The sequence below is a fragment of the Dokdonia donghaensis DSW-1 genome (assembly GCF_001653755.1).
GTDB lineage: Bacteria > Bacteroidota > Bacteroidia > Flavobacteriales > Flavobacteriaceae > Dokdonia > Dokdonia donghaensis.
In genome coordinates, this window is sequence record NZ_CP015125.1 from 1,532,638 (window position 1) to 1,554,796 (window position 22,159).

General features: G+C 39.8%; 22 protein-coding genes. 8 read left to right on the forward strand and 14 right to left on the reverse strand.

Features of this window, described 5'->3' with window-relative positions:
- Positions 1-10: 10 nt before the first annotated feature.
- Positions 11-712: a DUF4331 family protein gene (locus I597_RS06780; protein ID WP_035327716.1), complete on the reverse strand. Its 702-nt coding sequence runs from the start codon at positions 710-712 to the stop codon at positions 11-13.
- A gap of 190 nt (positions 713-902) precedes the next feature.
- Here I597_RS06780 and I597_RS06785 point away from each other — a divergent pair, with 190 nt between their 5' ends.
- Both I597_RS06785 and I597_RS06790 read left to right on the forward strand, forming a co-directional pair.
- A complete protein-coding gene (locus I597_RS06785) occupies positions 903-1,436 on the forward strand; it encodes a hypothetical protein (RefSeq protein WP_035327718.1) in 534 nt (177 codons plus the stop codon).
- Positions 1,437-1,572: 136 nt separating this feature from the next.
- Positions 1,573-2,274, forward strand: a complete 702-nt coding sequence (locus I597_RS06790) for a Bax inhibitor-1/YccA family protein (protein ID WP_035327720.1) — start codon at positions 1,573-1,575, stop codon at positions 2,272-2,274.
- Between the two features lie 76 nt (positions 2,275-2,350).
- Here I597_RS06790 and rpe read toward each other — a convergent pair whose 3' ends face one another.
- Positions 2,351-3,010 (reverse strand): ribulose-phosphate 3-epimerase, encoded by a 660-nt coding sequence (gene rpe / locus I597_RS06795; protein ID WP_035327722.1) that lies wholly within the window; start codon positions 3,008-3,010, stop codon positions 2,351-2,353.
- 248 nt (positions 3,011-3,258) lie between these two features.
- A complete protein-coding gene (locus I597_RS06800; RefSeq protein ID WP_035327724.1) occupies positions 3,259-4,122 on the reverse strand; it encodes a sigma-70 family RNA polymerase sigma factor in 864 nt (287 codons plus the stop codon).
- Positions 4,123-4,440: 318 nt separating this feature from the next.
- Here I597_RS06800 and I597_RS06805 point away from each other — a divergent pair, with 318 nt between their 5' ends.
- The 3 genes from I597_RS06805 to I597_RS06815 all read left to right on the forward strand — a co-directional run bounded on the left by I597_RS06805 (position 4,441) and on the right by I597_RS06815 (position 6,962).
- On the forward strand, positions 4,441-4,722 hold the full coding sequence (locus tag I597_RS06805) for a Sec-independent protein translocase subunit TatA/TatB (protein WP_035327726.1): 282 nt from the start codon (positions 4,441-4,443) through the stop codon (positions 4,720-4,722).
- Positions 4,723-5,280 (forward strand): phosphatase PAP2 family protein, encoded by a 558-nt coding sequence (locus tag I597_RS06810; RefSeq protein ID WP_035327728.1) that lies wholly within the window; start codon positions 4,723-4,725, stop codon positions 5,278-5,280. It abuts the gene before it with no gap.
- Positions 5,281-5,417: 137 nt separating this feature from the next.
- A complete protein-coding gene (locus I597_RS06815) occupies positions 5,418-6,962 on the forward strand; it encodes a S8 family peptidase (RefSeq protein WP_035327730.1) in 1,545 nt (514 codons plus the stop codon).
- A gap of 109 nt (positions 6,963-7,071) precedes the next feature.
- Here I597_RS06815 and I597_RS06820 read toward each other — a convergent pair whose 3' ends face one another.
- The 10 genes from I597_RS06820 to kynU all read right to left on the reverse strand — a co-directional run bounded on the left by I597_RS06820 (position 7,072) and on the right by kynU (position 16,053).
- Entirely contained in the window at positions 7,072-7,713 is a 642-nt protein-coding gene (locus I597_RS06820) for an O-methyltransferase (protein WP_035327732.1), read from the reverse strand.
- 66 nt (positions 7,714-7,779) lie between these two features.
- Positions 7,780-8,871 (reverse strand): amidohydrolase family protein, encoded by a 1,092-nt coding sequence (locus tag I597_RS06825; RefSeq protein ID WP_035327734.1) that lies wholly within the window; start codon positions 8,869-8,871, stop codon positions 7,780-7,782.
- 79 nt (positions 8,872-8,950) lie between these two features.
- Complete coding sequence (locus tag I597_RS06830) at positions 8,951-9,412, reverse strand: DUF1648 domain-containing protein (RefSeq protein WP_035327736.1); 462 nt, start codon at positions 9,410-9,412, stop codon at positions 8,951-8,953.
- Positions 9,413-10,192, reverse strand: a complete 780-nt coding sequence (locus I597_RS06835; protein ID WP_035327738.1) for an SDR family oxidoreductase — start codon at positions 10,190-10,192, stop codon at positions 9,413-9,415.
- A 57-nt stretch (positions 10,193-10,249) separates the two neighbouring features.
- Positions 10,250-11,692 (reverse strand): aldehyde dehydrogenase, encoded by a 1,443-nt coding sequence (locus tag I597_RS06840; RefSeq protein WP_035327740.1) that lies wholly within the window; start codon positions 11,690-11,692, stop codon positions 10,250-10,252.
- Positions 11,693-11,837: 145 nt separating this feature from the next.
- Positions 11,838-12,155 carry a GIY-YIG nuclease family protein gene (locus I597_RS06845; RefSeq protein ID WP_035329061.1) on the reverse strand — a complete coding sequence of 106 codons (318 nt, stop codon included), beginning with the start codon at positions 12,153-12,155 and terminating at the stop codon, positions 11,838-11,840.
- A gap of 100 nt (positions 12,156-12,255) precedes the next feature.
- Complete coding sequence (locus tag I597_RS06850) at positions 12,256-12,708, reverse strand: RidA family protein (protein ID WP_035327742.1); 453 nt, start codon at positions 12,706-12,708, stop codon at positions 12,256-12,258.
- A gap of 15 nt (positions 12,709-12,723) precedes the next feature.
- Positions 12,724-14,124, reverse strand: coding sequence for an FAD-dependent oxidoreductase (locus I597_RS06855; RefSeq protein ID WP_035327745.1), 1,401 nt, complete (start codon positions 14,122-14,124; stop codon positions 12,724-12,726).
- A 49-nt stretch (positions 14,125-14,173) separates the two neighbouring features.
- On the reverse strand, positions 14,174-14,791 hold the full coding sequence (locus I597_RS06860; RefSeq protein ID WP_035327748.1) for an FMN-binding negative transcriptional regulator: 618 nt from the start codon (positions 14,789-14,791) through the stop codon (positions 14,174-14,176).
- The gene (gene kynU, locus I597_RS06865; protein ID WP_035327749.1) at positions 14,791-16,053 is read right to left on the reverse strand and encodes a kynureninase; all 1,263 of its coding nucleotides are present in this window, start codon (positions 16,051-16,053) and stop codon (positions 14,791-14,793) included. The genes I597_RS06860 and kynU overlap by 1 nt, the downstream gene beginning before the upstream one ends.
- 185 nt (positions 16,054-16,238) lie before the next feature.
- Between kynU and I597_RS06870 the strand changes: the two genes are divergently transcribed.
- The 3 genes from I597_RS06870 (at position 16,239) to I597_RS06880 (ending at position 18,875) form a co-directional block, all read left to right on the forward strand.
- Positions 16,239-16,862 carry a hypothetical protein gene (locus I597_RS06870; RefSeq protein WP_035327752.1) on the forward strand — a complete coding sequence of 208 codons (624 nt, stop codon included), beginning with the start codon at positions 16,239-16,241 and terminating at the stop codon, positions 16,860-16,862.
- Between the two features lie 123 nt (positions 16,863-16,985).
- Positions 16,986-18,143 (forward strand): MFS transporter, encoded by a 1,158-nt coding sequence (locus tag I597_RS06875; RefSeq protein ID WP_035327754.1) that lies wholly within the window; start codon positions 16,986-16,988, stop codon positions 18,141-18,143.
- 90 nt (positions 18,144-18,233) lie between these two features.
- Entirely contained in the window at positions 18,234-18,875 is a 642-nt protein-coding gene (locus tag I597_RS06880; protein ID WP_035327757.1) for a 7-carboxy-7-deazaguanine synthase QueE, read from the forward strand.
- Positions 18,876-19,135: 260 nt separating this feature from the next.
- Here I597_RS06880 and secDF read toward each other — a convergent pair whose 3' ends face one another.
- The gene (gene secDF / locus I597_RS06885; protein ID WP_035327760.1) at positions 19,136-22,114 is read right to left on the reverse strand and encodes a protein translocase subunit SecDF; all 2,979 of its coding nucleotides are present in this window, start codon (positions 22,112-22,114) and stop codon (positions 19,136-19,138) included.
- Positions 22,115-22,159 lie beyond the last annotated feature (45 nt).

Sequence of the window (22,159 nt, forward strand, 5' to 3'; positions counted from 1 at the left end):
TTTAGTAATATTATTGTTGTCTTTTTGCTTCTACCCAAGTATTCCACACTTGTACATCAAATCCTGCTGGGTGAGCTACTGTAGGTCCTATAAGGGCGTTAGGGATTTCTACAACTATAGATAGCACATTTGTGCCGTCAAAGGTGTCTACTGCATTTTCAGCAGTTTGAAAACCTCCATTAGGTCCATTGTTTTCTGCATCTCCGCCTATAACAGCATTAAAAGTTCCAAAATCAAAAAAGAAAGGATCTTCTCTAGGGCCTGCAAACATTTTAATACCACCCTCTGTAGTTTCTGTAATAGCATTACCATCTGTAGTAATCGCTACCGAACCTATCATTTGAGAAGCATCTATTGTACTATTCAACCCTGTGGTAGAAGGCGCATATGGCCCAAAAAAGTACATTCTCCCATCTCTAGCTATAGCTTGTATCACGCGATCTTCTACAAGATCTCCCGTGTTATCTATATTAAACTCAACTAGAACGTTCTCGTCAAATGTTGCGTCGTTACCTGCTGGCGCTAGCGAGCTCTGTACGTTTGCTACAAATACGGTGTTGTCTCCATTTTCTGCACTTTCAAAGGCAAAATAATCTGTGATGTCTGCCGTGGTTCCTCCCACAGCTGGTGCATCTAGGTGGTCTGCCGCGATAAGAGCACCCACTCCAGCAACAAGTGCGCTGGCAATTAGAATTTTTGATACTGTTTTCATTGTTGTATGTTATTTATTTTAGATACCTACGCAGCTTATGTGCTATGGGTTTTATGGTATACGTTAAAATCTTGTTAACATAATTTTAAAAACAGCATTCTATAATCTCTCTTTACACAAATTTTACAAGCAGTTTGTGCAATTTTCAATAGAGTATAATATCTTAGACCTTATACAAACACCATAGTAAATGAATACATTATTAGGAATAGGGAGTAGAATAAATCACCATAAACTTGGAAAAGGGGTGATTACAAACGTAACATCAGAGTTATATTGGGTTACCTTTATAGACGGTGGTCTAGAGACCATCACGCTAGATGATCATTTTGACGTGATAGAAGCTATAGAAGACGAGGTAGATACCGTAAGTTTTTATGAAGTGGAGAAGTCTTTAAGAGACTTGTTAAAAAGATATAGTGACATCTCTGAGGTCGTATCACTAGCAGATAAGTGGAGAGGAGGTACCCTCACAATGAATCCAAAGGATAGTAGCCTAGCCTCAAAAGAAATCCCTATAGATAGTTTCTTTCATAAAATTGTAATGGTGCGCGACCGTATACGTGTGATGGAGCAAAAGATAAACGCGAGTAAAACTCTTGATGATCAAGATAAAATAGACCTACAACAGTACATTACCCGCATCTACGGAAGCCTTACGACCTTTAATGTCTTATTCAAAAATAGCTCTCAAAACTTTAAAGGAGCTTCTTCAAAGAAGTAGGAGTCCTTTGCACTATATCTTATTAGGTGCAAGCATAGACTAATAGGCGCTTGTAGGTTTTAATTACGCTTTCGCGAAAGCGTAAAACATCTTTTATTACATTTGAAACTATTAATCATCAATCAAATATATTTATATGGAATCACCACAACCTCAATTTTTACCAGTAAGTGCACTCTCAGACGAGCAGCGCGTAGACTTCTACCGAAAGACATATACCTATGTTGCGCTAGCAGTATTACTATTTATAGTAACTGAGTACTTATTTTTTCAATCACCAGTGATAGTAAACTTTGCAATGTCACTTACGGGTGGATGGAGTTGGTTATTATTACTGGGAGCATTTATGTTTATTACAAACTATGCCGAAGGCCTAGCACTTAACTCCCGTGATAAGACCAAGCATTATCTAGCGCTAGGTATCTATGTAGTGGCCGAAGCCTTTATTTTCATACCCTTACTGCTCATTGCTTTCTCAATGATAGATGGTGTTGAGATGCTTCAAAAAGCCGCTGTAATGACTATTGCACTCTTTGCGGGGTTATCTGGAGTGGTGATTATAACAAAAAAAGATTTTTCGTTTTTAAAATCAATACTCACTATAGGCTTTTTTCTTGCTCTAGGTCTTATGGTTGCAGGTCTGTTATTTGGATTTGACTTAGGACTCTGGTTTAGTGTAGGGATGGTTGCTCTTGCCGCAGGGTCTATACTTTATACAACCTCAAATATGGTTCATAAATATGATGAGGAGCAGTATGTTGCTGCTGCCTTAGGCTTATTTGCATCACTTATGTTGTTGTTTTGGTACATACTTAGAATATTTATGTCAAGAGACTAGTATTACCAAGTTTTATAAAAACAAAAAAAGCCATTGCTGTATAAGCGATGGCTTTTTTATTTACTTAATTAACCACTTATATAATCTGTGATTTTAGATTTTTAATTGTGGTAACGGGATTTTCGGCCTTAAAGACAAAGCTTCCCGCTACGAGCACATCTGCTCCTTTTTCAATAAGTTGTGAAGCATTTTTATTTGTTACACCACCGTCTATTTCTATAAGCGTGGTCGCACCTTTTCTTATAATGAGAGAGTTGAGCGCGGCCACTTTATCATAAGTATTTTCTATAAATTTTTGACCGCCAAAACCAGGATTTACACTCATCACACATACTAGATCAATATCTCTTATTACATCTTCTAGTAGGGATGTAGGTGTGTGCGGGTTAAGTGCTACACCAGCTTTCATACCAGCATCTTTTATGGCTTGTAGTGTTCTGTGTAAATGCGTGCAAGCCTCATAATGTACGGTAAGAATATCTGCTCCCAGATCTGCAAATGTTTGTATGTACCTATCTGGATCTACTATCATTAAGTGCACATCTATAGGTTTACTAGCGTGCTTATTGATATCTCTAAGTACTGGCATCCCAAAAGAGATATTAGGCACAAAAACACCATCCATAATATCTATATGAAACCAGTCTGCATCGCTATTATTTATCATTTCTATATCACGTTGCAAGTTTGCAAAGTCTGCTGCTAGTATAGAAGGGGCTATGAGTTTTGATGACATAAAAGATTCTTTAGGGTAAAGATAAGATTATCTAGATATTGGAAATGAAAAATCCCCGGTAATCAGCCGGGGATTCATTCATCAATCAAAAAACGAACAGTTATGATAAACTGTTGTTGCGGTTATTAGGTCGCCAGAGGCGTTAATTACTTACATTTAGTACTGTAAAGATACCAAAACTTTTATTCTACAAAAAGTTAAACTGAAACTTTAAGAGATTATGCACTTTATCGGTGCATATATCACGTTTATCCCAGATATGTTTTAAGAATTTTACTTCTTGAGGTATGCTTGAGTCTACGTATAGCTTTTTCCTTTATCTGTCTAACTCGTTCTCGAGTAAGGTCAAAGGTTTCTCCTATTTCTTCTAGCGACATAGGTCGTTGGTCTCCTAGCCCAAAGTAGAGTCTCACCACATCTGCTTCACGAGGGGTAAGGGTCTCTAGCGCTCTCTCTATTTCTGTTTTAAGAGATTCGTGCAATAAAGCACGGTCAGGGTTAGGTGATTCTCCAGAGTTTAATACATCATAAAGATTAGAATCTTCTCCTTCTACAAGAGGAGCATCCATACTTATATGACGTCCAGAGTTTTTAAGAGATTCTTTTACGTCTTTTATAGTCATATCTAGCTCCTTTGCAATCTCCTCAGGACTAGGAGGACGCTCGTTAGCTTGTTCTAAAAAAGCAAAAGTCTTATTAATTTTATTTATTGAGCCTATCTTGTTAAGTGGTAATCTTACTATACGTGACTGCTCTGCTAGTGCCTGTAAGATAGACTGTCTTATCCACCATACAGCATATGATATGAACTTAAACCCACGTGTCTCGTCAAAGCGTTGTGCCGCCTTGATAAGTCCTAGGTTACCCTCATTAATAAGATCTGGTAGTGTAAGCCCTTGATTTTGGTACTGTTTTGATACAGAAACCACAAAACGCAGGTTTGCCTTAGTGAGCTGTTCCAGAGCACGGTGATCACCCGCTTTTATGCGCTGTGCTAGTTCTACCTCTTCCTCTGCAGTAATAAGATCTACTTTACCTATTTCTTGTAGGTACTTGTCTAAAGAAGCAGTCTCTCTGTTTGTTACCTGCTTAGTAATTTTAAGCTGTCTCATAGGGCCGAAATAAACTTGGGTTAGCGTTCATTTATTATACGAGGCAAAGTTGCAAAATGTTACAAAAATCTTAAAGTTTTTTTTAAGTGGTTTTTTAGTTATAGCTTAAGGCGCTTTTTTAAATCTCACAAAACACTGGTTTTTATACTTATATATTATCAGTAGTTTCAACTTTAGCAAGTATGTACAGTTTAATGTATTATAAATGTGAAGTGAAGGAGTTACGCTTTCGCGAAAGCGTAAAACACAACTTTTGGAGACTCAATAATATTATATAAAGCTTTTAAACCATATTGCTATTAAATATCTTTGCAACCTATGATAAGCTTACCTCTTTTTATTTCGGGTACCGAGATTGCCTTCATTATTTTTATAGTGATTATGGTTTTTGGTGCAGATAAAGTCCCAGAAATCGCACGTGGTCTAGGGAAAGGTATGCGTCAGATTAAAGACGCTACAAATGATATCAAATCTGAAATAACTAAAACTGCAGAGCGTAACGATATAGATCTTGATGTAACTAAGGATATCAAGAAAGAAATAGATAAGGCAAAGGAAGACATAAACGACATCACTGGCCCTATTAAAAGATCGCTCTAGATGTGGGAACAACTCCAGCAATGGGATAGGTCACTATTTATATATCTTAATAGTCTGGGTATAGAAGAATATGATGCCTTCTGGATTTTTGTCACTAAGATTGAGCACTGGACACCGCTTTACATTCTCTTTTTTATTCTCTTTTTTATAGTATACACACGCCGAAAGGCATTTATAGGTGTAGGTAGTACACTCGTAGTTTTTGCTGTAACTCTTGGTCTGACGGAAATTGTAAAAAATACAGTAGGTAGATTAAGGCCTAATAATAATACAGAACTTGCAGAGCTTATACGGGTATTACAAACTCCAGGTAACTTTAGTTTTTTCTCTGGTCACGCGGCGGTATCATTTGCAATGACGACATTTATTGTATTAGCATTGCGGTCAAGATTTAAATGGGTGTATGTATTTTATATCTGGCCACTACTTTTTATTATGAGTCGCATTCTAGTGGGGGTACATTACCCTGGTGACATATTAGTAGGGGCACTTGTGGGGACTACTATAGGTTTCTTTTTTTGGAAGTATTTGGGTAAGCAGGCACTTCAAAAGGCTTAAATTAAGCATAAGCACAGCTTGCTGATAAAAGCGTATTCTTCAAAATTTTGTGTAAAATTTTACGAATTTAATATTATGCGCGCATAATTATTAAAATTTTAATACATTGAGGGAGTTTTAACACAAACCCAATCAATATGAAAAAAGCTAACTCCTTAGTACTTGGACTGTGCCTTCTTGCGGCATTCTCTTGTACAAAAGATCAAGATGAAGCGTCAGACCTTCTTACAGAAAATGTAGAGGTAAACCTTCAAGATTCAGATGCGTTCTTAACTATCGAAGAGATTAACGCCTTAATCAACCAGTCATTTTATGAAAAACAATCATTCTCGTGGAGTGAAGTCCCGGCCAATGTGCTTTGGAGTGCCACAGTACACGGGGGTAACGTTCTTACCATAGGTTATGGTGAAAAAGGTGAAAGCTTTAGAACAGAAAAAAATGACCGTCTTGATGCTACAAGGCTTGGTCTTGTAGATCTAGTTCAAAGTAGTGAGCAAATAGCCAAAAAAGATTTCAGAGTAAAAGAAGATGAGGTTCTTAATGTCGTAGACCTTGAGGTTACAAAACTAGAAACTATAAGAGAGCTGCTAGCCTCAGATGGAGTAAGGTATTTAGAACCTAACGGTTATTCTTATTATGACATCACTACTCCACAAGGAGCAAAGCCGGCGCCTACTCAAACACGCAGCGCAGGTTGTGATACTAGTGGCAGTACCCTTAATAGTGCAGATTATAGAAGTATATGGCCGGGAGCACTTGTACCTTGGACGTTTGATCGTCACAATATAGCCAGCGCTTGGGGGCGCTCTCGTGGTGCAGGTATTACAATAGGTATTATAGATACAGGTCTTTCACCTAACCAGCCATTGCTGGGTAACAGTTTTGGAGATGGAGCTTCTATAAACGGAAGAACGGTAGAAAAATATGGAACTTATATAGACTCTGCCTGGTGGTGGTCTAACAATCTAGATGGACCAAATGACCGTTGTGGTCACGGTACAAGTATGGCAGGAGTCGCCGCAGGACCTCGCAACAACGATGGACTTCCTTCTGGAGTAGCTTATGATGCAAATCTTGTAATGTATAGAGGAACATCTGATGTAGTTCTAAATGATTATCACGAGCGCAAAGGTGTGTCTAACGCATTACGAGCACTTGCAGATAGAAGTGATGTAGATATTATCTCAATGTCTATAGGTTATCCTTGGAGTATAGGTAATGTAAGAGATGCTGTACGTTATGCATATAGTCGTGGTAAACTCATATTTGCTGCAGGAGGTACAAGCACCAGTGCTACAAACTGGTACCCAGTTATTTTTCCAGCAAGTATGCCAGAGGCTATTGCAGTGACAGGAGTGACCGACTGGTCTGGAGGTTATAGGGAGTGTGATATTTGTCACGACGGTAACGAGATAGAGTTTACAATCGTGATGGAACGCGATAGTAATGATGATAGAACAACACCAGTAATAGGTTTTAACCAGGGGCAACGTGATTATGTGGGTGGCTCATCTGTAGCTACAGCAACTATGGCTGGAGTAGCAGCGATGGTTTGGTCAAAATATCCTAACTGGTCAAGACAGCAGGTTCTTAATAGACTTCGCCAGTCATCAGAATTATATAGTAATACGAGTAGTAAGTACGGTTATGGTAATATAGATGCCTACCAAGCTGTACAGTAAATAGGATGTCATTTTGAATATCAAAGGTCTCATTGTAATCATCAATGAGACCTTTTTTTGATATTTAGAATTACGCTTTCGCGAAAGCGTAATTAAAACGAGTAATATACTACCTCACACGACTCACCGTAAGACCATCTCTTATAGGTAATAGAACGGTCTCTAGACGTTTGTCTTCATTGAGTAGCTTGTTATACTCCAGTAACACTTTAGTATCTATGTCTTTCTCATTAAGCGGTTCAACCACTTTGCCGCTCCAGAGCACATTATCAGAAAGGATAATGCCACCCTTGCTCATCTTATCAATAATCACATTATAGTAATTAATGTAGTTGCGTTTATCTGCATCTATAAAAACGAGGTCAAAAGTAGTGTCAATAGTCGGTATGATATCTAACGCTTGACCGAGGTGCTGTGTGATTTGTGAGCCGTAAGGCGAAGCGTCAAAATGCTTGCGCTGGAAGTCTACAAGTTCTTCCTTAATATCTATGGTGTGTAGAGATCCTTCTTGTTGTAAACCTTCTGCGAGGCATAAGCCAGAGTAGCCGGTAAAAGTCCCTATCTCAAGAATGTTTTTTGGGTTTACTAGCTTGCTTATCATACTAAGCACTCTACCTTGGTAGGCACCAGAAAGCATACGTGGTTGTAGTATCTTTTGGTAGGTTTCCTTTGTAAGCGCTTTGAGATGAGCAGGTTCTTGCGCCGAGTGGGCAACCACGTAATCATCAAGTTCCTCTGGTAAAAAATGCATTATAAATAAGTTTGAAAAGGCAAAATTACCTATCGTTTTTGAGATAGGTCTAGGTAATGCAATAATTTATTTTTCGCCTAATATTCTTTTCCTAAAAGCTTCCTTGCGCTTCTCATCATCTCCATATAGCCAGCGCACAACATTATCATCCCATATCTGGTCATACTCGGTAGCATTAATAATCTCGCGTTCTAAAGCAAGATCTAATATCTTACCAGGATAACTACTCTGGTTGTCGCTTTCCATCTCACCAAGCGGGTATGGATCATCAAGTCCCATAACCACCTGTTTGCTTCCTTGGTTTTCTATCACCATTTTAAGCGAATTTGTATCGTGTACTAGGGTGTCAAAAAAGATATTAGGATGCCCCACAGATTTACGTGGGTGTGTTTTTCCTTCAAAAAGATCTGGCCTTCCGTCAAAACCTTGTATACGTCTCCCTAGATTAATCTGTGCTAGCTGGCCACCGTGAGCAAAGCACACACGCATACCTGGATACTTATCTGCATAACCATTAAGCGTAAGAAAGTGGTAGGCATCTGCACATTGTGCAAGCATCCATATGAGGTGAAAACGCCAGTTTGTATTCTGTAGTTTTATAAATTTCTCACCATCATACGGGTGAATTTCTACTGCAAGGTTATACTTACTTGCAAGTTCAAAAATAGGCTCATTTTCTTCATCAAAAATGCATCGCCACGTCCCTATGGTATCCATATAGTGCGTAGGCAAGCATAATAAATCCATACCTAGCACCTCTACACATCGCTCTATCTCCCATAAAGCGCCACGCACAAATCCTGGATGTACCACAAAACCCGTTGTAAACTTATCTGGGTGATCTTGTTGTACCCGCGCATTAAAGTCGTTCTGAAACTTAAGTGCTTGCTTCATTTCTTCTAGGCGCAGCCCGTTTCCATAGAGTTGTGAGAGGTTGAGTACCACCGCGTGGTCTACCTTGTTGCGTTCCATCCACTCCAGTTTTTCGTGCAAGAAAAAACTAGAATCTGTCACAGGTCTGCTCCAGTCTTTTTGGAGCATAAACTTTCGGTCTTTGTCTACCCAAAAAATCCCTTTGTCTTTCATAAACTGAGGGATTTCCTCAGGGTAGGGAAGTAGGTGAGAGTGACCGTTTATGCGAAGTTTTTTATGTGACATATTGAGTATGCTTTCGCGAAAGCGTACTACGCAATCGCTGTTGTGTTTTTAAAAATACAATTATTATATGAGTACCGCCTTACTCTTTTACCTTCTTAAGTTGTATATAATATAAGACGAGTAGTATAATAAAACCGCCAAAGGTTGCAACCAAAAAATAACTGCTTAATCCCGTCTGTTTACCCACGGCAACTGCCATAGATTGATATACCAGCCACCCAAAAAGAAGGGTGCAATACAGCGCCATTTGTGACATAAAGGTTTTTGTAACTGTAACCTGCGCCTCATTTTTAACCCCTTGTTTATGCTTGTTAATCTTTATAGACTTGCCTGTCATAAACTGGAATAGTAGGATAAGTAAGACGCTAAGTACGGGTAAGATAAAAAGTTCATTTTTTGACCCATATCTATCTGCCACTCCAGTCGCATCAAAGTGCATAGGCACCTCTTCTGGAATGTCTCCATAGTGTATCAGAATCATCGCAAAGGTAACTCCCGCCACGAGCCAACTTAGTATCCAAAAAATCTTTTTAATATCCATCTACAAGCTTTTTGTGCGCCCTCCATCTACAGGGACATTTATTCCATTAATAAATGAAGCAGCTTCACTGGCTAGAAAAACAATCGCATTTGCTACCTCTTCTGGTTTTGCAAAACGTTTTGCTGGTGAAGCGTTTGCCATAGTTTGCGATACCTCTTCTATAGATTTTCCAGTCTTTTTTGCCTTGTTTTCTATAATCTCAGAGAGTCTACCCGTAGCTGTTGCACCAGGAAGCACGTTGTTTACGGTAATGCCGTATTGCCCTAGCTCATTTGCCATAGTTTTACTCCAGTTTGCCACGGCACCACGTATCGTATTACTCACGCCTAGACCATCTAGCGGTTGCTTTACAGAGGTGGAGATCACATTAATAATACGCCCATATCCTTCGGCTTTCATTCCTGGGAGTACGGTTTGTGTTAATAAATGATTAGTTTGTAGGTGTTGTGTAAACGCTTTCGCGAAAGCGGTAACATCTGCATCCACAATTGGTCCACCTGGAGGGCCACCTGTGTTGTTGATTAATATGTGATATACATTGCCCGTTACCGAAACAGCAGCTGCCACCTCCTGCGGATTTGTAAAATCTGCCACCACATAGCTGTGTTTTTGTGAGCCGTTATTAGGTAACTGTGAGATAACGTTTTTGAGCTTTTCTTCTGTACGCGCCGCTAGGGTTACGTTTGCACCTTCTTCTGCCAGCCCCATAGCGGTTGCTAGTCCGATTCCTGCTGTAGAGCCACAGACAAGGGCATTTTTATTAGTTAGATTTAGTTTCATAATATGTGTTTGCGAGCGTAGCGAAGTAATCTTAGTCACTCGCGCTCTTATTATTTCCTAATTATATTTTATACAAACATTCTTTGCTTCGGTAAAAAAACGGAGCGCTTCAAAGCCGCCTTCACGACCTACTCCGCTTGCTTTGACTCCGCCAAAGGGTGTGCGCAAATCTCTATTCATCCACGTATTCACCCAGACAATACCAGATTCAAGTGCATTGCTTAAACGCATTGTTCTGTCAAGTTGCTGAGTCCAAACCGTTGCAGAGAGTCCGTATTTTGTTCCGTTTGCTAGTGCAAGGGCTTCTTCTTCGGTGTCAAAAGGCATTATAGTGACTACTGGTCCAAAAATCTCTTCTTGGTTAAGTTTGCAGTCATTACTGTCCACCTCAATAACCGTAGGTTCTAAGTAATAGCCATTCTCATATCCTGCAACGGATACTCGTTTACCACCATAAAGAACAGTGCCTCCGTAAGCCTGTGCGTTATTAATGTAGTCTTCTACTTTCTCAAGATGTGATTTTGAAACGAGTGCTCCTAGGTTTGTTTTCTCTTGTGATGGATGACCCACAACTAACTCCTTGACTTTTGAAATGAAATCACTTTTAAATCGGTCATAAATAGATCGCTCTACAAAAATGCGACTTCCACAGAGGCAAATTTGCCCTTGATTTGCAAAGGAGCTTCTTACGGTTGTAGCAAGCATATCCTCATAATTACAATCGGCAAAAATGAGGTTTGGGTTTTTGCCACCTAGTTCTAGCGAGAGTTTTTTAAACATAGGTGCACACGTCTTTGCGAGATGCGCTCCCGTTTTTGTACCTCCCGTAAAACTTATCGCCTTGATATCTTTATGTTCTAAAATAGCTTGTCCCGTTGTGTGCCCCAGCCCGTGTACAATATTGAGAACACCTGGAGGAAGTCCAGCCTCTGTACAAATCTCACCTAGAAGGTAAGCCGTCATAGGAGTGACTTCACTAGGTTTTGCAATCACACAATTACCAGCGGCTAATGCCGGAGCGATTTTCCAGGTAAAGAGATATAGCGGTAAATTCCACGGACTTATGCACCCTACAACGCCTATGGGTTTACGCAGGGTAAAATTCATTGCGTTCAGCCCCACACTCTCGTGACTCTCTGCCGAAAACTGAGTAATAGCATTTGCAAAAAATCGAAAGTTACTCGCCGCCCTCGGGATGTCTACAGCCATTGCTAGTGACACTGGTTTCCCATTATCCCGACTTTCGGCTTGAGCAAGTTCTTCAAGTCTAGCTTCAATGCCACTTGCAATGTTCATCAAGATGCGACTGCGCTCATCAAGTGTGGTGCCGGACCAATGCGGGAATGCCGCTTTCGCGAAAGCGGTAGCCTCCTCAATATCTTGCGCACTACTATTAGGAATCTGCCCATATACCTTACCAGAAGCTGGCTCATAATTATCTAACCAATCATTTGATGCTGGGTTTGTGTAGTTGCCGTTTATGTAGTTTTTGATGTTCATTATCTTCTTTTATCAGTTCGATCTCTACATTTTTCTCCTGTCAGTTCGAGCGCAGTCGAGTTTTCTTTGTCAGTTCGAGCGCAGTCGAGAACTAATTCTTGTTCTGGCTCTGAATTTCTTTTGTCAGTTCGAGCGCAGTCGAGAACTATCTGTCAGGATTATATTTAAAATGACTTGCATTCCTACCTTCCGCTAAAGCCTGAATCATATCGTAATCTTCAGATGCGAGAGCCAATTTCTTTTTTGAACTCCATTTTTTGAGCTTCTTTTCAAAGGCAATTGCTTGCTCTATATCATTAAACACTTCGTGCCAAATCAATATATCTGGGCGACGCTTGTAGGTGAAGCTACTCTTATTTCGTCCTTGTTGATGTTCTTCATAACGTCTCGCTATATCATTTGTAACACCTGTGTAAATCAGGTTGTCATTGCATTTGAGCATATAGACGTAATAGGTTTTCATTAGGTTAGGTTCATTGAGTTCTCGACTGCGCTCGAACGGACATCTTCTCGACTGCGCTCGAACGGACATCTTCTCGACTACGCTCGAAGGGACATTGCTTCTATTTTTCAATCGGCTTATAAGCCATCACCTTAATCTCAACCACCAGATGCGGATGTGGTAGCTGGTGTACGGCTACGGTGGTTCTTGCAGGGCCGGTTTCTTTATTAAAAAACGCTCCGTAGGCTTCGTTGTAACCGCCAAAATCATTCATATTTACAAGGAATGACGTTACATCTACCACATCTTCCATCGTTGCATCTGCCGTGGCGAGTGTTTTCTTTATGTTTTCTAGTACGGCTGTGGTTTGCTCTTTGATATCAAGGTGCATTGTGCCCATCTCGTCTATCACGTGCACGCCGGCAAAGGTATTGTCTGCCTTGCGGCTGCTAGTGCCCGAGACAAATAGAAAGTCTCCAGCTCTTTTAATATGAGGATAAGCTCCTCTAGGTGTCACTTTCTTTTCATTAAAAGGATCGCCTTGTAAACGTAGGTCTAAATCTTTATCACTCATAGGTATATGATTTTGTTATATATTTCCGGCTATGGCATCGTCGTGCAAGATGTCTTCTGTAGCCTGTTGTACTTTTTTTAATTTCGCTTTAAGCGAAAGAGAATCTGGTAGCAATCCGTCATCCAGTAGGTTTAAAATAGCCTTGTTTTGTGCTCTACCGCGCGTCATTGCCTCTTTATATCCTATCGCCTCGTTAAAAGTTACTAAACTATATTTTGAGTAATACTCCGTAGGAAATTCTTTCTCAAATTGTGTTTCGAGCTTTCTCTTTTCTTGAAACATAGGGTGAGCCGTGTGTTCTTTCATCTCGTGAAAGTTATCTACTGCCAGGTTTGCAATGGCATCTGTATCTGGTTTTCTGGTTTTTTCAAATTCTTTGAAAACCTTCTCCCATCCTTGATCACTAAATGCATCTAGCATCTCGTCAAAAACTACCACATCTTCAAAACTAGCATTCATCCCTTGCCCATAAAATGGAACAATGGCGTGTGCCGCATCTCCTAGAATGCACGTTTTTCCAAAAGCACTCCACGGGTGGCATTTTATAGTGCCTAGCGGCCCTACAGGATTTTCTTCATATTCTTTTACCAGTTCTGGCATCATAGGGATAGCGTCTGGAAACTGTCTTGTAAAGAATTCTGTAATTGCAGCTGGGCTGTCTAGTGATGCAAAACTATCTGGTGCATCTTTATAATCTATAAATAGCGTTACGGTAAAACTCCCATCTAGGTTAGGCAAAGCAATGATCATATCTCGACCACGTGGCCAGATGTGTAAGGCATTTTTTTCGGTGCGGTATCCGCCATTTTCGGCAGGAGGGAAGGTAAGTTCCTTATAACCGTGACCTAAGTAATCTTGCGAGAAGCTGAATAAAAAGTCGCGACTCATATACATACTCTTACGCACTGCAGATCCTGCACCATCTGCTCCTAGAATAATATCTGCAGTGATGGTTTGCTCTTCTTTTGTGTGATAATCTGTAAAGGTTGCCGTAGCATTTTTAAGATCAACGTTTGTGCACGCCTGGTTGAAGTGTACTTGTAAGGTATCATACTCATCTGCCGCATTGAGTAGCATAATGTTGAGGTCTGTACGTGAGATAGAATTTATATACTCATCTGTACGTCCAGAATACGGACTAAAAAGCGTGTTACTTTCTTTGTCGTGCAACATTCTTCCATTCATAGGGATGCACAAATCTTTTACTCGATCTTCTAGGCCTACAAGGCGTATTCCTTTTAAACCTCTGTCTGATAAAGCGAGGTTGATACTTCTTCCAGCATCTTGATGTACGGCTCTTAGGTCTGGACGCTTTTCCATCAAGGTGATTTTATAACCACGTTGTGCCATACGTAATGCTAGAAGCGAACCGCAAAGGCCTGCGCCTATAATGAGTATGTGTTCTTGTTTTGCCATATAATATTGTGAGTACTAGCGCGATTTCTCAGTTAGTACTGTTTGAATTTTATTTATTTCTCAAGCACTCCATTTCATCTGCGACGGCTTTGTCGTTTGGAGTTCCATTTTCGCGTAAGCTAGATACTACAGCAGCGTGATTTTTATCGTTTCTGTTTTGTGACATCTTTTTTACAGCTTCAATGCTCGTAATTTCAATCTCAAATGCCACGACGCCGTTTATTTGTCGCAATGTTTTTTCAGAAAGCGCATCCATATCGATAGGATTTTTTTGCGGAGCTTCATACTTATCCATCAATGCTTTGATGGATTTATAAGTGCCTTCCTTATCTAGTAAACTTACATTACCTCTCACTTGTACGGCCGTATAGTTCCAGGTGGATACTTCTTCAAAATCGTACCAACTAGCCGAAATATAACTGTGAGGTCCATTAAAAATACAGAGCGCCTCTGCGCCATTGTTGAGATGAGCAACTTGCTCATTCATTTTTGAGATGTGTGCGTGTATGATTTCGGTGCCGTCTGGGCGTTTTGATAATTCTAGAGGGATATGTGTCGCACACGATTTTCCGTCAAGATTTGTGACAAGAATCCCAAAAGCATTTTCTTTTAAGAAACTGCGTATCTCCTCTGGGTCTTCGTTTTTATAAATATCAGGAATGTACATTAGAGTATCTTCTTAAGTCGTTCTACCATTTCATAAACATCTTCAAAATTATTGTAGAGCGGTGCTGGAGCCACGCGTATTACATCTGGCTCACGCCAGTCTGAGATGACTCCTGCTTCGGTGAGTTTTTTGTGTAAACTTTTGTCGGCATTTTTTACTTGAATACTTAGTTGACACCCACGTTGCGATGAATCGCTTGGTGTGATGATAGCGATGTGCTCATTGTTGAGTTCGTTTACTAAGAACTCTAGATAGCCTGTGAGTTTTTCAGATTTTGCGCGTATGTTGCTCATACCAGCTTCCTCAAAAATATCTAAGCTCGCCTTTACTGCTGCCATACTAAGGATAGGAGGATTTGATAATTGCCAACCTTCGGCAGTAGGGATTGGGTCAAAGCCTTTACGCATATTAAAGCGTGTGTCTTTGTTTTGTCCCCACCAGCCTGTAAAGCGCTGTATGTTTTTATCTGTATGATGGCGCTCGTGTACAAAGCATCCCCCTAGACTTCCTGGGCCGCTGTTGAGGTATTTATACGTGCACCACACGGCAAAATCTGCACCGCTCTCGTGTAAGTCTGGCATAATATTACCCACGCCGTGTGCAAGGTCAAAGCCTACTTTGCTGCCGTTGTTGTGACCTAAATCAGTGATTTTTTTAATAGGGTAGCACTGTCCAGAATAATAGTTTGTGTTACCAATTAAAAGAAGCGCAACGCTGTCGCCGTGTTCTTTTACAAGTGTTTCTAGGTCTTCATAACGGCATAATTCTTCTCCTTCTCGAGGTTGCCATAGTATAAGGCTCGTCTCTGGATCATACCCACGCTGGTGTATCTGACTTTCTACCGCATACTTATCTGATGGAAAAGCATCACTTTCTATAATAATTTTATGACGTGATGGCGTAGGATTATAAAACGACACCATCATTAAGTGAAGGTTTGTCGTGAGCGTATTCATTATCACTACTTCGCTTGGTTTTGCACCTACAATGTGTGCCATAGGTTTTGCGAGTTCCTCGTGATAAGACATCCACGGAGTTTCTTCTTTAAAATGCCCTTCAACACCCAGATCTGCCCAGTCATTGAGTTCTTGCTCGATGTATTGTGCGACAGATTTTGGCTGACAGCCTAGACTGTTTCCGCAGAGGTAGATAAGTTCGTTACCCTCTTTGTCTACGGGTATGTAGAAGTGATTTCGGTACTCTTTAAGGGGATCTTTTTCGTCTTGCGCTTTCGCGAAAGCGAGATTATTTTCATACACCATATATGCTGTTTTCTTGAAGAACTGTTGCTTGTCTAAAAATAATGATTTTAAGGGAGAAAATGCCTTACCAAGCTTATGAAGCAGCGCAAAAGTTCAGCACATTTAAATTATAATATGTAACTGAGTTTTTCTTACGTTGAGAGAGGATGTTATTTATATTTGTGGACCATTTAATAATAAACTTTATGAAAAAACTAGTTGTACTACTTTTACTAATTGCAGGTTGCTACACACAGGTTACTGCACAAGAAAAAGAAAAATTTAGATTTGATATACGCCTAGGTTATGCTGCGGGTAATGAATATGGAGATGGTGTTTTGTTTAATCTGGAGCCTAAATGGTCTATAGATGAAAAGATAAATGTAGGTTTTAGAATAGGTGGTGCGGCACTTGCCGAGTTAACAAATCCTTCTAATGAAATTGACGCTTTTGAAACAGATGTCGTTACTGTTTATGGATCATACTTAGGTACAATAGATTATTACTTTTACCATAAAGATGGGTCACCTTTTGCAGTATTTGGTGGTGCTGGGATAGGATATGTTTCTAGTGCAAACGTTATTGCCGATTTTGATGAATATGACGATGCAAATAATATTGAAACCGATAATGGTCTAGGTGGGATGTTGCGAGTAGGTTTTGACTACTTTAAGTTTAGACTTGCTGCAGAGTATAATTTTGCGCCAGAAGGTCAATTACGTGACCTTAATAATAATGAGTTTGGTGCTGTAAAGAATGGGTACTTTGGTGTCTCTTTAGGGTTTTATTTTGGTGGTGGAAAATGGAAAAATGTAACAGTTCAAGAGTAAATATTACTGACATACTATAATAAAAAGGTCTCTCAATATGGGAGACCTTTTTATTATAAAACGTTTGCGTACAAATTCTTGCGCTATTGTGGTTTGAGTTATAAGATGATTTACTTTTGAGAGATGAACTCTCTGTTTCTCATACTATCTAGAAAAAGATACTTTGCACCCGCTTGGGTTTTTGCTTCACTCAATATTATGATAGGTACTTGGGTGCTTTATATCCCGAGAGTAAAAGAAAAGCTAGGAATAGATGATGGTGAGCTAGGTGTAGCTTTATTCTGTATGGGGTTAGGAAGTCTCGTGTCACTCACGGTGGCCTCTCGAGTTATAAAGCGAGTGGGAGTAGGGGCATCTACAGTAGCAGGTATTATTATCTTCTCACTATTGTTTTTAATGCCATTACTTGCGCCATCTTATGCACTTCTGTGTGTTTCCTTGTTTTCTGTAGGGCTATTTTCTTGTTTTACAGATATAGCAATGAATGCGCTCGTCTCAGATATTGAAACCGAAGATGATGTGCATATTATGAGTTCTTCTCACGGTTTCTTTTCTATAGGAGGAGCAATTGCCGCAGTGATAGGTTATTTTATAATAGACCTTGTTAAGGTGCCTGTTTATCACGGTATGGGATCTGCAATTCTGGTCATTGTCACAAATTTGTGGCTTTGTAAAAGTTATCTAACACATAGAACACCTATAGATGACAGTCACGGGACACTTAATTTCAATTTACTCAAACCTCTGCTAGGTCTTACCATTATAGCTCTTATAATTATGGGCAGCGAAGGAGCTATTGAGCAGTGGAGTAAACTATATCTAGAAGATATTGTGCAAGTAGCTACAGAAAAAACTGCAGGAATGGGATTTTTACTTTTCTCACTGTTTATGGCGATAGGGCGTTTCTTTGGTGATGGGGTGAGTAAGCGTTTTGGGTCACTCAAAATTATCATAGGTGGTGCTCTTCTTTCGGTTGTAGGCTACCTAGCGGTACTCTCAGCTAGTACCTATGTCACTCTTGTAGGTTTTGCAATTATAGGGCTCGGCTTTTCTGTGATTATTCCTGAGTTGCTTAGACTTGCAGGGAAGGCAAAAGGAGTAAACAGCGCAGACGGTATTTCTTTTGTTGCGGGAGCTGGTTTTATAGGGTTTCTTGCGAGTCCACCATTGGTGGGGTTTTTGGCAGATTTTTCAAGTCTCAAGCTGAGCTTTACGGTGCTAGGTGGCGGAGCATTACTAGCGATGATTATTGGGATTATGCTTTCGCGAAAGCGTAATTAACTCCAACTATAGCTACACGTATGTTAAGGTAAAGTAGACAGTTATTGTAAATAGTTTTAAATCTAGTAGTATTATCTATCTTTGCACGCTATGACAAAACAGGCCCTAGATTCATTACAAGCACAAATAGACCTTGGTGAGATGCTTCCGCTTATGGAGGAATTTTATACCATACAAGGAGAAGGATTCCATAAAGGAACAGCAGCTTATTTTATACGAGTAGGTGGTTGTGACGTGGGATGTCACTGGTGTGATGTGAAGGAAAGTTGGGATGCTGCAATACACCCTCCTACAAATGCAAATACCATTGCCGAAAATGCTGCAAAGTACTCAGATACTATCGTTGTGACTGGTGGTGAGCCGCTTATGTGGGATATGAACCCGCTTACCAAGAAATTAAAGTCACTTGGACTTACAACTCATATCGAGACTTCTGGTGCATACCAGCTTTCTGGTGATTGGGACTGGATATGTCTTTCTCCCAAAAAACGTATGCTACCTACGCAGTCCGTACTAGAAAAAGCAAACGAACTGAAGGTGATTATCTTTAATAAGTCAGATTTTGACTTTGCAGAGAAGCACGCGGCACAAGTAGGGGAGGACTGCATTTTGTACTTACAACCAGAATGGTCTGTGCGTGATAAAATGGTGCCACTCATTGTAGATTATGTAATGAAAAACCCACAATGGAAGGTGAGCTTACAGACGCACAAATACTTAAATATCCCTTAGTAGGCTTTAAGCTTAAGGCGATAGGCTATAAGCTAGTGATACTTTTATGGAGATGATAAAGTTGTTAACTCAACAGTTTCTGTACAACTTTGTTGAAAATTTCACCATCCATTATCCAGCAACTTTATATTCGCTAACAGCTAACAGCTAACAGCTAACAGCTAACAGCTAACAGCTAACAGCTAATTTTTGCGAAAGCGCATAAAAAAATCCGCTACTTCTCAGTAGCGGATTTTTTATTTATTGAGTTTCTTAGAAGCTTATGCTTCTACTTCTTCCTCTTCTTTTTCTTCCTTTAATCCTTTCTTCTGTACTGTGTCAAACATTACAGGAGTTGCGATAAATAGTGAAGAATATGTACCTACGATTACACCTACAATAAGTGCAAACATTAATCCTCTAATAGATGGAGCTCCTAAGAAGAAGATCGCTAGAAGTACGATTAATGTAGTTACAGACGTATTAAGTGTACGGCTTAATGTACTGTTAAGTGCTTGGTTAATTAATTTACCAAAACCTCTAGTAGAACCGTGCTCTTTAATGTACTCACGTATACGGTCAAAAACTACCACGGTATCATTCAGAGAGTACCCAATTACGGTAAGAATAGCCGCAATAAAGTTTTGATCTACCTCCATATCAAATGGCATTATGTTTTTGAATATTGCAAATACACCTAGTACTAACAATACATCGTGGAAAACTGCTGCTACAGCTCCAAGAGAGAATTGCCATCTACGGAAACGTAATAAGATGTATAAGAATACCACAATTAATGAACCGATTACGGCAAAAAGTGCTCCTTTCTTAATATCATCTGCAATAGTAGGACCTACCATATAATATTCCATTTTACCTACCTGCTTATCATCTGTAGACTTTGCAAAAGCTGCATAGCTCATACCGCTAGGTAAGAATGGTGTAAGTGATGTAAATAGTTGCTGCTCAACCTGAGCATCAATATCTGTACCTGTCTCATCGATACGGTACTTTGTAGTAATCTTTAATTGATTATCTGCTCCAAAAGTTTTTACATCTGCACTTCCAAAATCTGCAACAAGTGCATCTTCTACTTCTTGTGCATTCATAGGTTGATCAAAACGTACTGTATACGTACGACCTCCTACAAAGTCAATACCTGCGTCAAGACCTCCTGTTAATAAAGCAGCAAGACCTCCTACGATAAGTACTCCAGAGATAGCGTAAGCAATTTTACGTTTTCCTAAGAAGTCTACATTGTTATTTACAAATAGATTCTTAGTCATACCTGTTGCAAACTCTAGAGACTTTCCGTTTTTACCGTATCCATCTATAAATAGACGTGTGATAAAGATTGCACAGAAAAGTGATGTCGCAATACCTATCATAAGCGTAGTTGCAAATCCTTGTACCGGTCCTGTTCCAAATAAGAAAAGGATAAGTGCCGTTAAGAACGTCGTAATGTTTGCATCAAGAATAGATGAAAGTGCGTTGTTAAAACCGTCTTTAATAGCATCTTTTTGAGACTTTCCTTTGCGTATCTCTTCTTTAATACGCTCAAAGATAAGTACGTTTGCATCTACAGACATACCTATAGTAAGTACGATACCCGCAATACCAGGAAGTGTAAGTACAGCTCCAAGACCTGCAAGTACTCCAAAGATGAAAATGATGTTTACTACAAGTGCGATATCTGCAAATCCTCCGGCTTTACCGTAGTAAAATACCATCCAGATAAGTACTAGTGAAAGTGCGATTAAGAATGATAAGATACCAGAGTTAATAGCCTCTTGACCTAATGATGGTCCTATTTCTTCTGCTTGAATAATCTTAGCAGATGCAGGAAGTTTACCTGCGTTTAATACTGTTGCAAGATCTTGTGCGCTTGCTACTGTAAAGTTCCCAGAGATCTCTGTGCTACCTCCTTTAATCTCTTGACGAGCTGTTGCTGCAGAGTATACATTACCATCTAGTGCAATGGCAATAGCATTTCCTTTTTGAGCAACCTCACGAGTAAGTTTTGCCCACTGGTTAACCCCTTGTCCTTCAAAATCAAGACCTACAGATGGTTGTTGTGTTTGAGTAAATTGCTGGCGTGAGTCGTTTACAACGTCACCATCCATATATGGTGCTCCCTGTCTGTTAGACTCAAGTGCATAAAGTCCTACGATGTCTGCACCTTCTTCTGGCACACCCCAAGCAAACTTTGCATAACGTAAAGATGCTGGACGCTGCTTGATAACTGCTGGGTTTCTTAAGTAAGAGTTTATTGTTGCTGTATCTTTTACAGCCGCAAATCCTACAGTAGGTACTTGACTAAACTGTACAGCTTGCTGGTTAGGACTAAAGATTTTAAATAGTGGTCCAAAATCTTGCTCCTCTTCTTCTTCATCTACATCTTTAAGTAGGTCAGATACATTATCATCTAGTGTGCTGTCTTGAGCAACAGCTGCTTCTTTTTTCTCAGATGCAGCAACAAGAGTTCTTAATGTTTCATTTGCTCCTACAAGATAGTTAAGTGCTTCACCAGCATAGTGAGTTGTGTAAAACTCAAGTTGTGCTGTCTTTTCAAGAAGACCTCTCACACGGTCAATATCCTTTGCTCCTGGAAGCTCAACAAGTATACGCCCGTTATCTCCTAGAGACTGTATGTTAGGTTGTGTAACTCCAAACTTATCAATACGATTACGTAACGTTTCAAAAGCAGAGCCTATAGTTTCTTTAATTTCACCTTCAAGAACTGTAGCAACTTCAGAGTTGCTCATTCCTGTGTTTACTTTGTCCTCTAGAACAACATTTGCAAAGATGTCTGGAGAAGCTAGTTGCCCACCCTGCTTTTCAAATTCTGTTACAAAATCTTCAAAGTAAGTGTTTTGGCTATCTTTTTGCGCCTCATCTGTAGCATCTAGTGCTGCGATAAAAGCTGGGTCTGTACTGTTGTTAGAAAGACCACCTAAGATATCACGTATAGATATCTGAAGTATCACGTTGATACCTCCTTTAAGATCCAGACCTTTATTAAGTTCTTTCTCTTTTGCATCATTATAAGTGATGCCAGCAAAGATAGGATTTGCTCCTATGCTGTCTAAGTACGTGCGCTCTATGCGATCTTGTGCATCTGCATCTGTAGGCGCTTGTGCAACGGCATATGCCTTTGCTTCGTCTTCTGTTTTGTTTGTTAAATACGTAAATGATAGTTGGTATAAACATACCAGACCAAAAATTAACGCAAAAACTCTAATGAGTCCTTTGTTTTGCATTTTACTTTGTTTGAGTTCAGAAAAGGTGGCTTTACTGTAAACCAA

What these genes read in the sequence shown, in the direction of transcription:
- I597_RS06810 (WP_035327728.1), top strand. Translation starts at nt 4,723, where the DNA reads ATGTGGGAACAACTCCAGCAATGGGATAGGTCACTATTTATATATCTT.
- secDF (WP_035327760.1), bottom strand. Translation starts at nt 22,114, where the DNA reads ATGCAAAACAAAGGACTCATTAGAGTTTTTGCGTTAATTTTTGGTCTG.
- I597_RS06780 (WP_035327716.1), bottom strand. Translation starts at nt 712, where the DNA reads ATGAAAACAGTATCAAAAATTCTAATTGCCAGCGCACTTGTTGCTGGA.
- I597_RS06840 (WP_035327740.1), bottom strand. Translation starts at nt 11,692, where the DNA reads ATGAACATCAAAAACTACATAAACGGCAACTACACAAACCCAGCATCA.
- I597_RS06850 (WP_035327742.1), bottom strand. Translation starts at nt 12,708, where the DNA reads ATGAGTGATAAAGATTTAGACCTACGTTTACAAGGCGATCCTTTTAAT.
- rpe (WP_035327722.1), bottom strand. Translation starts at nt 3,010, where the DNA reads ATGTCATCAAAACTCATAGCCCCTTCTATACTAGCAGCAGACTTTGCA.
- I597_RS06815 (WP_035327730.1), top strand. Translation starts at nt 5,418, where the DNA reads ATGAAAAAAGCTAACTCCTTAGTACTTGGACTGTGCCTTCTTGCGGCA.
- I597_RS06835 (WP_035327738.1), bottom strand. Translation starts at nt 10,192, where the DNA reads ATGAAACTAAATCTAACTAATAAAAATGCCCTTGTCTGTGGCTCTACA.
- I597_RS06790 (WP_035327720.1), top strand. Translation starts at nt 1,573, where the DNA reads ATGGAATCACCACAACCTCAATTTTTACCAGTAAGTGCACTCTCAGAC.
- kynU (WP_035327749.1), bottom strand. Translation starts at nt 16,053, where the DNA reads ATGGTGTATGAAAATAATCTCGCTTTCGCGAAAGCGCAAGACGAAAAA.
- I597_RS06845 (WP_035329061.1), bottom strand. Translation starts at nt 12,155, where the DNA reads ATGAAAACCTATTACGTCTATATGCTCAAATGCAATGACAACCTGATT.
- I597_RS06785 (WP_035327718.1), top strand. Translation starts at nt 903, where the DNA reads ATGAATACATTATTAGGAATAGGGAGTAGAATAAATCACCATAAACTT.
- I597_RS06875 (WP_035327754.1), top strand. Translation starts at nt 16,986, where the DNA reads ATGAACTCTCTGTTTCTCATACTATCTAGAAAAAGATACTTTGCACCC.
- I597_RS06805 (WP_035327726.1), top strand. Translation starts at nt 4,441, where the DNA reads ATGATAAGCTTACCTCTTTTTATTTCGGGTACCGAGATTGCCTTCATT.
- I597_RS06855 (WP_035327745.1), bottom strand. Translation starts at nt 14,124, where the DNA reads ATGGCAAAACAAGAACACATACTCATTATAGGCGCAGGCCTTTGCGGT.
- I597_RS06800 (WP_035327724.1), bottom strand. Translation starts at nt 4,122, where the DNA reads ATGAGACAGCTTAAAATTACTAAGCAGGTAACAAACAGAGAGACTGCT.
- I597_RS06880 (WP_035327757.1), top strand. Translation starts at nt 18,234, where the DNA reads ATGACAAAACAGGCCCTAGATTCATTACAAGCACAAATAGACCTTGGT.
- I597_RS06860 (WP_035327748.1), bottom strand. Translation starts at nt 14,791, where the DNA reads ATGTACATTCCTGATATTTATAAAAACGAAGACCCAGAGGAGATACGC.
- I597_RS06870 (WP_035327752.1), top strand. Translation starts at nt 16,239, where the DNA reads ATGAAAAAACTAGTTGTACTACTTTTACTAATTGCAGGTTGCTACACA.
- I597_RS06825 (WP_035327734.1), bottom strand. Translation starts at nt 8,871, where the DNA reads ATGTCACATAAAAAACTTCGCATAAACGGTCACTCTCACCTACTTCCC.
- I597_RS06820 (WP_035327732.1), bottom strand. Translation starts at nt 7,713, where the DNA reads ATGCATTTTTTACCAGAGGAACTTGATGATTACGTGGTTGCCCACTCG.
- I597_RS06830 (WP_035327736.1), bottom strand. Translation starts at nt 9,412, where the DNA reads ATGGATATTAAAAAGATTTTTTGGATACTAAGTTGGCTCGTGGCGGGA.